Origin of the sequence: Pseudomonas sp. KD5 (assembly GCF_012932895.1) — a bacterium.
GTDB lineage: Bacteria > Pseudomonadota > Gammaproteobacteria > Pseudomonadales > Pseudomonadaceae > Aquipseudomonas.
Map to the genome: position 1 here is coordinate 579,367 of NZ_JDWJ01000002.1, position 12,186 is coordinate 591,552.

7 protein-coding genes are annotated in these 12,186 nt (G+C 60.2%); 5 read left to right on the top strand and 2 right to left on the bottom strand.

What is annotated here, in order from left to right; genetic code table 11:
- Positions 1–6 precede the first annotated feature (6 nt).
- From AF70_RS06270 to AF70_RS06290, 5 genes are all read left to right on the top strand, one after another.
- A complete protein-coding gene (locus AF70_RS06270) occupies positions 7–351 on the top strand; it encodes a DUF2934 domain-containing protein (RefSeq protein WP_019579259.1) in 345 nt (114 codons plus the stop codon).
- 93 nt (positions 352–444) lie between these two features.
- Positions 445–2,601 (top strand): glycogen debranching protein GlgX, encoded by a 2,157-nt coding sequence (gene glgX / locus AF70_RS06275; protein ID WP_019579260.1) that lies wholly within the window; start codon positions 445–447, stop codon positions 2,599–2,601.
- Between the two features lie 394 nt (positions 2,602–2,995).
- A complete protein-coding gene (locus tag AF70_RS06280) occupies positions 2,996–3,754 on the top strand; it encodes a PIG-L deacetylase family protein (RefSeq protein ID WP_019579261.1) in 759 nt (252 codons plus the stop codon).
- A 227-nt stretch (positions 3,755–3,981) separates the two neighbouring features.
- A complete protein-coding gene (locus AF70_RS06285) occupies positions 3,982–4,782 on the top strand; it encodes an endonuclease/exonuclease/phosphatase family protein (protein ID WP_028940486.1) in 801 nt (266 codons plus the stop codon).
- A 426-nt stretch (positions 4,783–5,208) separates the two neighbouring features.
- Entirely contained in the window at positions 5,209–6,273 is a 1,065-nt protein-coding gene (locus AF70_RS06290; RefSeq protein ID WP_019579263.1) for an autotransporter outer membrane beta-barrel domain-containing protein, read from the top strand.
- A 107-nt stretch (positions 6,274–6,380) separates the two neighbouring features.
- Here AF70_RS06290 and glgB read toward each other — a convergent pair whose 3' ends face one another.
- Positions 6,381–8,612, bottom strand: coding sequence for a 1,4-alpha-glucan branching protein GlgB (gene glgB / locus AF70_RS06295; RefSeq protein WP_019579264.1), 2,232 nt, complete (start codon positions 8,610–8,612; stop codon positions 6,381–6,383).
- 2 nt (positions 8,613–8,614) lie between these two features.
- Entirely contained in the window at positions 8,615–11,956 is a 3,342-nt protein-coding gene (gene treS, locus AF70_RS06300; protein WP_019650003.1) for a maltose alpha-D-glucosyltransferase, read from the bottom strand.
- Positions 11,957–12,186: the final 230 nt, after the last annotated feature.

Consider the following 12,186-nt stretch of genomic DNA (forward strand, 5'->3'; position numbering starts at 1 on the left):
ATTGCGATGAGTACCGACGAAAAACGCATTCGCGAATTTGCCTATCAAATCTGGGAATCCGAAGGAAAGCCCGAGGGTCAGGAAGCCCGTCATTGGGAGATGGCCTGCAAATTGGCCGAGGCCGAAGCCCTGGCGCCCGGCAAACCAGCCAAAGCCAGCGGCGGCAAAACCGCAAGCGCCAAGCCCGCGGCCGGCAAACCCGACGGCAAGCTGGTCAATGGCAAGGGCCTCGAAACCAAACCCCGCGCCAAGCCCAAAGCCAAACCCGCTGCTGCTTCGGCAGTGATCCCGCCGGGCGAAAAAACCACAGTGAAAAAACCGCGCACCGCGCGTAAACCACCCGAGGTCTGACGCTTCACTGTCTTGTCCTGATTGACTTCGTGGCGAGTCCGCTCGCCACCGAGAGCGCATTCGCCCTCGAAAAAAAACGTTGCAGGAGCAGCTATGACCAGTCCAAAGAAAACCGCACCCGAACCTCACGAGGCCTCGCGAATCCGAGAAGGCTTGCCCTTCCCGCTAGGTGCGACCTGGGATGGCCTGGGGGTCAATTTCGCGCTGTTTTCGGCTAACGCGACCAAGGTCGAACTGTGCATCTTCGACGATGCCGGCGAGGTGGAACTGGAGCGTATCGAGCTGCCGGAATACACCGACGAGATCTACCACGGCTACTTGCCCGACGCCCATCCGGGGCTGATTTACGGCTATCGCGTGTACGGGCCGTACGACCCGGCCAACGGTCATCGCTTCAACCCGAACAAATTGCTGATCGACCCCTACGCCAAACAGTTGGTCGGCCAATTGAAATGGTCCGAAGCGTTGTTCGGCTTCACCATCGGCCACCCCGACGCCGACCTCAGTTTCGATGAGCGGGACAGCGCGCCCTTCGTGCCCAAGTGCAAAGTGATCGACCCGGCCCACACCTGGGGCCATGACCATCGGGTCAGCGTGCCATGGGACAAGACGATCATTTATGAGACTCACGTACGCGGTTTCAGCATGCTTCACCCCGCCGTTCCCGAGAATCTGCGTGGCACCTTCGCCGGGTTGATGGTCGATGACGTGCTGGAACACATCCGCAAGCTCGGCGTATCGACTGTGGAGTTGCTGCCGATCCATGCCTTCGTCAACGACCAGCATCTGCTGCACAAAGGCATGACCAATTACTGGGGTTACAACAGCATCGCGTTCTTTGCCCCGGACCCGCGCTACCTGGCCAGCGGCAAGATCGCCGAGTTCAAGGAGATGGTCGCGCACCTGCACGAGGCCAATCTGGAAGTGATCCTCGACGTGGTCTACAACCACACCGCAGAGGGCAACGAACAAGGCCCGACCCTGTCCATGCGCGGCATCGACAACGCCTCTTACTACCGTTTGAGGCCCGACGACAAACGCTACTACATCAACGATTCCGGCACCGGCAACACCCTGGACCTGAGCCACCCGTGCGTGCTGCAAATGGTCACTGACTCGCTGCGTTACTGGGCCACGGAAATGCACGTGGACGGTTTCCGTTTCGATCTGGCAACCATCCTCGGCCGCTACCATGACGGCTTCGACGAACGGCACAGCTTCCTTGTTGCCTGTCGTCAGGACCCGGTGCTGCGTCAGGTGAAATTGATTTCCGAATCCTGGGACTGTGGCCCCGGCGGTTATCAGGTCGGGAACTTCCCGCCGGGCTGGGTCGAATGGAACGACAAATTTCGCGACACCGTGCGCGCGTTCTGGAAAGGTGACGACGGCCAGCTCGCCGACTTCGCCAGCCGCATGACCGCCTCCGGAGAGATGTTCAACCAGCGCGGCCGTCGACCGTATGCCTCGCTGAACTTCGTCACCGCCCATGACGGCTTCACCCTCAACGATCTGGTGTCGTACAACGACAAGCACAACGAGGCCAACGACGAGAACAATCAGGACGGCAGCAACAACAACCTGTCGTGGAACCACGGCGTCGAAGGCCCCACCGACGATCCCGAGATCAATGCCCTGCGCCTGCGGCAGATGCGCAACTTCTTCGCCACGTTGCTGCTGTCCCAGGGTACGCCGATGCTGGTGGCCGGCGACGAGTTCGCCCGCACCCAGAAAGGCAACAACAATGCCTATTGCCAGGACAGCGAGATCGGTTGGGTCAATTGGGACCTGAGCGAAGATGGCAAGGCGCTGCTCAAGTTCGTCAAACGCCTGATCAAGTTGCGCCTGGCCTATCCGATCCTGCGGCGCGGGCGCTTCCTGGTGGGTAATTACAACGAGGACATCGGGGTCAAGGACGTGACCTGGCTGGCCCCGGACGGCAGCGAAATGTCCAATGAGCAATGGGAAGAAGGCCACGGTCGCTGCATGGGCATACTGCTCGATGGCCGCGCCCAGGAAACCGGCATTCGCCGCAAGGGTGCCGACGCAACCCTGCTGCTGGTGGTCAACGCGCACCATGACATCGTCAACTTCCTGCTGCCGGAAGTGCCTGACGGCGGTTTCTGGACCTGCATGATCGATACCAATCAACCGTCGATTCGGGGCCAGGAACGTTTTGAGTTTGGTCGCCAATACTCGGTTACTGGCCGTTCGCTGCTGTTGTTTGAACTGCAGCATGAGGAAGAAGAGTGAAAGTGATCGCCATAACATCTGTAGCAGCTGCCGAGCCTGCGAGGCTTCGTTCGGCTGCGAAGCAGTCGTGAAGTCAAACGATGCGATCTTGCAGATATACCGTGCACTCAGGTTTTACGGCGGCTGCGCAGCCGAACGCAGGCTCGGCAGCTGCTACCAAGGGACGGTTTCGGTGACTTTTTGCGAACCCCGACACAGCCAGGGTTAAAAAAACGGCATCAGACCAAAGGCTGAGGCGACGAATAGCGTTTCATGGGCAATACTCTGACCGCGGCAATCCAGGGTTCGGAGCGCCGCACATTGCTATCTACCCGCCTTCACGGGTCTGCCAGGCTTGCGCCCTTGCAAGCATTGCGCACGACTGAGGGCCAGACAGAACAAGGATGTAGCGCCTATGAAACCGGTTTCCATCAGCGAAAACAGCTTGTCTGCGCAGATCTGGAACAGCGCCCCACAACTGGACAACATCCCCGTCATCAACACCGAAACACTCGTCCCGACTGGAGCTCGCGCGGTGGTGATCGCCCCGCATCCCGGCGATGAAGTGGTGACTTGCGGCGGCCTGCTGCAACTGTTGTGCTCCCTCGGTCATCCTCTGCAACTGATCTCGATTACCGATGGCAGCGCCAGCCATCCGGGGTCGCGTCAGTGGTCGGAAAAGCGCCTGAGCGTGTTCCGCCCCCAGGAAAGTGTCGAAGCCTTGCGCCGGCTAGGCTTGCCGATGCACAGCCTGAAGTGGATTCGCGGCGGCTTCACCGACAACGCTCTGGACGAGCGGGAGTCAGAATTGACCCAATTCATCGTCCGCTACCTGCGCCCCGGCGATGTGGTGTTCACCACCTGGCGCGAAGACGGCAACGTCGACCACGACGCTGTCGGTCGGGCCAGCGCCAGGGCCGCCGCCCTGGTCGGGGCGACGCTCAACGAAATACCGGTCTGGGCCTGGCACTGGCCGATGCGCGACCACGGGCAACTTCCTTGGCATCGCGCGCGCAAGCTACGCCTCGACACCTGGACTGTCGCGCGCAAAAGCCACGCCACTTATGCCTACGCCAGCCAGCTCGACGGCGAACCGGCGATCGGCATCGCCCCGCTGCTGCCGCGAGTGATTCTGGAACGCATGCGGTTGCCGTATGAAATTGTGTTTGTCTGAATGACTCGAAGAATGTTTTTTGTGGCGAGGGAGCTTGTCGGAACGCCGCATCGCCCCGTTCGGCTGCGAAGCAGTCGCAAAGTTTTTGGGGCCGCTTCGCGACCCAACGGGGGCAAGCCCCCTCGCCACAGTAGCCCGCTCCCACATGGATTGGCGTAGCTCAAACTGAACTGCTCGCCCACGCATCAGTCGCATACATACAGCAGCCCTGATTCAGAGGAGTGAACGTGACCCACGATGCCGAACGCCAAGCCGTCGAATCAGTGCCATCGAACACGCCCCCGGCGATTCGCCGACTCAGAGTACTGACGGTCAATACTCACAAGGGTTTCACCGCCCTCAACCGACGCTTCATCCTCCCGGAACTGCGCGAAGCGGTACGCAGTACGTCGGCGGACCTGGTGTTTTTGCAGGAAGTGGTCGGTGAGCACGACCGCCATTCTTCCCGTTACAACGACTGGCCACCGACCTTGCAGTACGAATTCCTGGCCGACAGTATGTGGAGCGATTTCGCTTACGGTCGCAACGCGGTCTACCCCGACGGCCATCACGGCAATGCCCTGCTGTCGAAATACCCGATCCGCGAATTTCGCAACCTCGATGTCTCGATCACCGGCCCCGAGCGGCGCGGTTTGCTGCACTGTGTGCTGGATGTGCCGGGCCATGCTGAAGTGCATGCCATTTGCGTGCACCTGAGCCTGTTGGAAAGCCATCGACAACTCCAGCTGCAGTTGCTCTGCCTGTTACTCGAATCGTTGCCAGACGACGCCCCGGTAATCATTGCCGGCGACTTCAACGACTGGCAGTTGCAAGGCAATGCCACCCTCGCCCAACGCGACTACCTGCATGAAGCATTCGAACGCCACCACGGCCGCCCAGCGAAAACGTACCCGGCACGGTTTCCCCTGTTGCGCCTGGACCGCATCTACCTGCGCAATGCCAGCAGCCATGAGCCACGCATACTCGGCTACAAGCCCTGGACGCACCTGTCGGACCATTTGCCGCTGGCGGTGGAGGTGCGCCTGTAAGACCGTCAAGCGACAGGCGCCAAGAACTGCTGCCTGAAGCAGAGAAAATGACAGTAATCACGTCACGGACTTGCTCATGAATTTTGCACTGTTCATCCGTCACGCAACCGATAGCCCACTACCCAACACGTCTGGATTGCACCTTTCAGGATGATTTTTCGCACAAACAACAACTTAGATCAGCGCCAAAAATCAGTCACTTACAGAGTCTAAAATAGCCGTACCACTTATCGGCCATTTTCTTGACGCAGCGTCATCGGTCTTCTTAGCTAGTCCTTACTACCCCCGGAAATCCATCAGGGGCAAGCCTCCAGACACCCGTAAAACGGGCGGGTCGGACCTTGCCTCAATCCATTCGGTCGCCCCTCATTCGGGGTAGGAGAGACGCCACAGCGAGATACGCATGCGATTGCAAGGTAGACCTCCATGAGAACTTCATTCACCCCACAAGAGATAAAATTCACTTTTTGCGTTGTCTCCGGTTCACTCCTGCTGTGCTCATCCATGGAGGTGCGAGCGTCGTCTGCCGAGGACGAAACAACGCCCTGGTACAGCCAGCAACCGCCGACAATTACCTTGCCCTTCGGCTTGGCCACGTATCCCGACCGCTTACGCGTCAACTCAGACTTACCCAGCTCACGCCTGACGATCGAAGACGCTGCGCCCCTGGCCTGGGACCACGCCTATGGCCCGACGTCGCGGCAGGCCCAAACCGATTATCTGGCCCAGGGCACGATCCCCGGAGCCAGCGAATTCAAAGGCCCGGCGCTCCTGACCGTGCAAAGCAACAGCGGTAGTACCCAACGGGTCGGACTGATCGGCGGCACCGCTCAATTCCAGGGCAACGACAACGGCCTGCTGACCAGCCGCGCCCTCGCCGACCCCAGCCACGACACGCTCAACCTTCAAGGTCAAAGCCTTGGTGCCTACTGGAGCCTGACCGGGCCGCAAGGCTGGCACGTCGACTTGACGGCCAGCGGCGGCCGGGTCAGCGGTTTTAGCCGCAACGACCAGGGTGTGCGACAAACCACCGAAGGCAGCGCGATGACAGTGTCGGTGGAAGGTGGTTTCCCGATAGGCCTGAGCGAAAACTGGGTGGTTGAACCCCAGGCGCAGTTGATCAATCAACGCATCACGCTGGATACGCCGTATGCCGGGTCAGGCAACGCCTCGTCCAGCGACCTGACGTCCTGGAGCGGACGGGTCGGTGCACGCTTGAAAGGCAGTTACGATATCAATGGCTTGCCGGTCGAACCCTATGTGCGGACCAACGTGTGGCACACGGTGTACACCGGTAATACCGTGAGCCTGGATCAGGTCGACAAAATCAGCAGCAGTCGCAATTCATCAACGGTGGATGTGGGTCTGGGATTAGTGGCCAGAGTGACGCCTTTGGTCAGCCTGTACGTCAGCGCCGATTACAGCAGCAATGTGGATGACAATGATTTGAATGGGTTGATTGGTAGCCTTGGGGTGCGGATGCGTTGGTAAAAAATCAAAAGATCGCAGCCTTCGGCAGCTCCTACAGTTCAACGTTGTCCCGCCCACCTGGGGCGACCCGATCCTGTAGGAGCCGGCGAAGCCTGCGATCTTTTCGATCAACCCTCCGGTCGCAGGATCAACACCGCCAACGGCGGCAAATTCAACACCAGGGAAAGTGCCTGCCCATGGCTCGGTTCCTCCTCGGTGAACACCCCGCCACCGTTACCGTAATTGGACCCGGCATAGGTGTCGGCGTCGCTGTTGATCAACTCGACCCAGCGCCCGGCAAACGGCACGCCGACGCGGTAGGACTGACGCGGCACCGGGGTGAAGTTGGCCACCACCAATACCGGCCTGCCCTCCTTGCTCCAGCGTAGCCAGGCATAAACGCTGTTGATCGCGTCGTCACCGATCAACCACTGGAAACCCTGCGGTACATCGTCCTGATCGTGCAGGGCCGGCTCTTCGCGATACAACCGATTCAAGTCGCCGACCAGTTTGCGCACACCCTGGTGTTCCGGGTATTGCAGCAGATACCAGTCCAGTTGCTGATCGTGATTCCATTCGCGCCATTGGCCGAACTCGCAGCCCATGAACAACAGTTTCTTGCCCGGATGGGTCCACATGAAACTCAGGTAAGCCCGCAGGTTGGCAAACTTCTGCCAACGGTCGCCGGGCATTTTGTCGATCAGCGAATGCTTGCCGTGTACCACTTCGTCGTGGGAAATCGGCAGGATGAAACGCTCGGACCAGGCATACACCAGGCCGAAACTCAGTTCATTGTGATGATGGGCGCGGTACACCGGATCCTGCTGAATGTAATGCAGCGAATCGTGCATCCAGCCCATGTTCCACTTATAGGCAAAACCCAGCCCGCCCTGTTGCGTGCTCTGGCTGACACCCGGCCACGCGGTGGATTCCTCGGCAATCACCAGTGCACCCGGTGCTTCCAGCGCCACTACGTCGTTGAGATGACGCAGGAAATCGATGGCTTCCAGGTTTTCCCGACCGCCGTGACGGTTGGGCACCCACTCGCCGGCCTTGCGCGAGTAATCGCGATACAGCATCGACGCCACTGCGTCGACCCGCAGCCCATCGACATGGAAATGCTTGAGCCAGTGCAGCGCCGACGCCAGCATGTAGCCGTGCACCTCGGTGCGGCCCAGGTTGTAGATCAGCGTGTCCCAGTCCTGGTGAAAGCCCTCCATCGGGTTGCCGTATTCGTACAGCGCGGTGCCGTCGAACTGCGCCAGGCCGTGGACATCGGTGGGGAAATGCGCCGGCACCCAATCAAGGATCACGCCGATTTCGGCCTGGTGACACGCGTTGACGAAAGCGGCGAACTCATCCGGCGAGCCGTAACGGGCGCTCGGGGCAAACTGCGACAACAATTGATAACCCCAGGAGCCACCGAACGGATGCTCCATGATCGGCATCAGTTCGATGTGGGTGAAACCCAGCTCTTTGACATACGGAATCAGCCGCTCGGCCAACTCGGGCCAGGTGTACTGACGGGCGACTTCGCCCAGGTCATCCAGCTCGCATTGCCAGGAACCGGCGTGCAACTCATAGATCGACAGCGGTGCACTGGTTCGCTGACGCTCGCCCCGCGACTGCATCCAGTCCTGATCCTGCCAGTCGACTTGCAGCGGCGAAGCGACTTTCGACGCGGTGTCTGGCGGCAGCGCTGTGGCCAGGGCCACCGGGTCGGCCTTGAGCGGCAGAATGCCGTGGGCGCCGAGGATTTCGTATTTGTAGGCCTCCCCCGCTTGCAGGCGCGGGATGAACAACTCCCAGACCCCAGTGGGATGGCGCAGGCGCATCGGATGCCGACGACCGTCCCAGACGTTGAAATCGCCGACCACCGAGACCCTTCTGGCGTTCGGCGCCCACACGGCGAAGCGCACACCCTCCACGCCATCGACCGTCTTCAACTGCGCGCCGAGGCAACTGCTCAGATCCCGGTGATTGCCCTCGGCGAACAGGTACAAATCCATCTCGCCGAGTAACGGGCCAAAGCTGTAAGGGTCTTCGGCCAGTTGCTCGCCGCCGGCCCAACGGGTCCGCAACAGATAGGGTTGGGCCCGCTCGAAGTGCCCGACGAACAACCCCGGAGTCTGGGTCGCCTCAAGGCTGCCGAGTTCTTCCCCGGACGCCTTGTCCACCACCTGCACGCTCAAGGCGTCCGGCAGATAGGCCCGTATGAATTGCCCGCCAGCGCCATCGCTGTGCGGGCCGAGAATTGCGAAGGGATCCTGATGTTCGGCGCGTACCAATGCGTCGATGTCCCGCGCCCTGGGCAGCAGCGCCTCTTTAACGTGCCCCTGTTCCTTGTTCGAGAAACTCATGACTACTCTCCACCAAGATCGGAAAAGGGTTTAAGCCCACTCAATAATCCATATAAACCGTGTAACGGCACCGGTAGCCAGGTGGGGCGATTTTCCGCCTCATAAGCCACTTCATAAGCCGCCTTCTCCAGCCCGAACAACGCCAGCGCAGCGTCCTCGCCTTCGGGATCTTGCCATGCATGAGCAAGACTAGCTGCCGCCAGCCGATAAGCGTCGACAAATGATTGTCGCGCCTCTTTCAAATAGCGATCGGCGACCCGTTGACGCGCCGCCTGGGCATCCGCCGTGTTGTCGACGTTGTGTACATTTATCGCCATCGCCGCGGCGTAATCGAAGGAGCGCAACACGCCGCTGACGTCTTTATAGGGGCTGTGTTTACCGCGGCGCTCACGCAGCGGCCGCGCGGGTTCACCCTCAAAATCGATCAGGTAGGCATCGCCCTTGATCACCAGCACTTGCCCCAGGTGCAAGTCGCCATGGACGCGAATACGCAAGCCGCCAGCAGTCTTTTTACCCAACTCCTGAACATGACCGAGAATGGCTTTTTTGTTGTCCAGCAATCGGCTGACCAACGTCTGGTCCGCCGCGCTCAGTTCTGTTTGATGTTGCTTGAGCAGCTTCAGTGCATGCTCCAGCTGCGCCGCCACGTCCTTGGCCGAGGCCAGGGCATCTTTCTGACTCATGATGTGTGGGGCAAAGTCCGGGTTGGCGCTCGGGGTCGCCAGTACCTGATGCATCTCCCCCAGGCGCTGGCCGAGCATGCCGGCAAAATCCTTCAGCTCGCCGAGGGCGTTGTAGTGCTGCTCCTGCTCGGACACGGCATCGGCGAGCTCATCGCGAAGCGCCCGTTCGAGGTTGTTCTGGGTCCACTCCCACGCGTCGCCCTGATTGCTCAGGTAACCTTGGGCAATCATCAACAGCGTGTCCTCACCCGCCGCATCGCGACGGATCACTGCCCCCAGCAGCGGCGAAATATTTTTGAAACCGGCGTGGGTCAGGTACGCGCTCATTTCCAGTTCCGGGTGTACCCCTGACGCGACCTTGCGGATCAACTTCAACACCAGACTGGCGCCGATCACCACCGAACTGTTGGATTGCTCTGCAGACAGGTAACGCACTTCCGACTCGGCACTCAGCCCCAGTTTGGCCAATTCGTCGGTTGGCTCGAAACGGATCTCGCCTCCGTCCGACGGCAGCACCGTGCTGGCCTGCAACCCTTGCAACACCGCATGAACAAAGCTGTCGAGGCTGAAGGCGTCAGTGATCAGGCCGACCTGGCGACCGCGCCGGACCCTTGCCAGCGCCAATTGCTGCGGCAACGCCGCGCCGACCTGCTCCTCGGAAATAAAGCCGAACGGCAACTGATAGCGGCTGGTCTGGCCAGCGCTGGTAACGTCGATTTCACTCAACAGCACTGGATGCTGCGGGTCGCCGAAGCGCACGCCGTAAGCGAGATTGACGCTGTCGATGGTGCCGTCCTTGCCGGCGAACCAGCGGCGATTCTGCAACCAGCTCGGCAAAATGCCCTGCTCCAACGATTGCCGGGACGGTGCTTCGAGCAGCTCTTCCATGCGTTTCATCAGCACCAGGGTGGTGAAATCCGGCAGGCTTTGCGCCGGCTCCACGTGCCAGCTCGGCATCTGGTTCTCTGCCGCCAGGCCGAACCAATAGAAGCCGTAAGGCGCCAGCGTCAGCAGGAAATTCAACTGGCCGATCGGCGGGAACGCATTGCCGCCGAGCATCTCCACCGGGACCATGCCGACATACGCCGACAAATCCAGCTCCGCTGCTTGCGCGCTGCGGGACACGTTGGCCACGCACAAAATGATCTCGTGCTTGCCGTCCGCGCCAGTGAATTCGCGGGTATAGGCCAGAATCCGTCGATTGCTCGGCGACAGCATCTTCAGCGTGCCGCGACCAAAAGCCTTGGACTGCTTGCGTATCGCGAGCATGCGCCGGGTCCAGTTCAACAATGAATGAGGATCACCGGCCTGGGTTTCGACGTTGACCGACAGATAGCCGTATTGCGGGTCCATAATCGGCGGCAACACCAGGCTGGCCGGGTCGGCGCGGGAAAAGCCGCCGTTACGGTCGATTGACCATTGCATCGGCGTGCGCACACCGTCGCGGTCGCCGAGGTAGATGTTGTCACCCATGCCGATTTCATCGCCGTAATACAAGGTCGGCGTTCCGGGCATCGACAGCAGCAGGCTGTTGAGCAGCTCCACACGGCGACGATCACGCTCCATCAGTGGCGCCAGACGCCGGCGAATCCCCAGGTTGATCCGCGCCCGACGGTCGGCCGCGTAGTAGTTCCACAGGTAATCGCGCTCCTTGTCGGTGACCATTTCCAGGGTCAATTCATCGTGGTTGCGCAGGAAAATCGCCCACTGGCAGTTGGCAGGGATTTCCGGAGTTTGGCGCAGAATGTCGGTGATCGGGAAACGATCTTCCTGGGCCAGCGCCATGTACATGCGCGGCATCAGCGGGAAGTGAAACGCCATGTGGCATTCGTCGCCGTTCTGGCCTTTGGCGTCGGTGTTACCAAAATACAGCTGAGTGTCTTCCGGCCACTGATTAGCCTCGGCCAGCAGCATGCGATCGGGGTAATTGGCGTCTATCTCGGCGCGGATCTGCTTGAGGACGTCGTGGGTCTCGGGGAGGTTTTCGTTGTTGGTGCCGTCGCGCTCGATCAGGTACGGGATCGCGTCCAGCCGCAAGCCGTCGATGCCCATGTCGAGCCAGTAGCGCATCACCGACAGCACCGCTTTCATCACTTGCGGGTTGTCGAAATTCAGGTCCGGCTGGTGGGAATAGAAGCGGTGCCAGAAGTACTGACCGGCCACCGGGTCCCAGGTCCAGTTGGACTTTTCGGTGTCGAGAAAGATGATGCGAGTGCCGTCGTATTTCTGGTCGTTATCGGACCAGACATAGAAGTCGCGGGCCGCCGAGCCGGGCTTGGCCTTGCGCGCACGCTGGAACCACGGGTGTTGGTCCGAGGTGTGGTTGATGACCAGTTCGGTAATCACCCGCAAGCCGCGTTCGTGGGCCTCGGCAATGAAACGCTTGGCATCGGCCAGAGTGCCGTAATCGGCGTGCACGCCACGGTATTCGGCGATGTCGTAGCCATCGTCACGGCGTGGCGAGGGGTAGAACGGCAACAGCCAGATAGTGTTGACGCCCAGATCGGCAATGTAATCGAGTTTGGCGATAAGGCCGGGAAAGTCGCCGATCCCGTCATTGTTGGAGTCGAAAAAAGACTTAACGTGAACCTGGTAGATCACCGCATCCTTGTACCAGAGCGGGTCTTTGATGAAGGTGGCTGACCTGGGTTTCTTCGCCATTTGTAACTCCTGTTGAATTCGAGTTCGTCATGAGCCGAAGGCTGCGTCCGGCTGTAGCAGCTGCCGAGCCTGCGAGGCTGCGTTCGGCTGCGAAGCAGTCGTGAAATCAAACGACGCGGTCTTGCAGATATACCGTGCACTCATGTTTTACGACGGCTGCGCAGCCGAACGCAGCCTCGCAGGCTCGGCAGCTGCTACAGATCGCACTTGCCGCTTCACTTACCGGTACA

What these genes read in the sequence shown, in the direction of transcription:
- AF70_RS06270 (WP_019579259.1), top strand. Translation starts at nt 7, where the DNA reads ATGAGTACCGACGAAAAACGCATTCGCGAATTTGCCTATCAAATCTGG.
- glgX (WP_019579260.1), top strand. Translation starts at nt 445, where the DNA reads ATGACCAGTCCAAAGAAAACCGCACCCGAACCTCACGAGGCCTCGCGA.
- AF70_RS06280 (WP_019579261.1), top strand. Translation starts at nt 2,996, where the DNA reads ATGAAACCGGTTTCCATCAGCGAAAACAGCTTGTCTGCGCAGATCTGG.
- AF70_RS06290 (WP_019579263.1), top strand. Translation starts at nt 5,209, where the DNA reads ATGAGAACTTCATTCACCCCACAAGAGATAAAATTCACTTTTTGCGTT.
- glgB (WP_019579264.1), bottom strand. Translation starts at nt 8,612, where the DNA reads ATGAGTTTCTCGAACAAGGAACAGGGGCACGTTAAAGAGGCGCTGCTG.
- treS (WP_019650003.1), bottom strand. Translation starts at nt 11,956, where the DNA reads ATGGCGAAGAAACCCAGGTCAGCCACCTTCATCAAAGACCCGCTCTGG.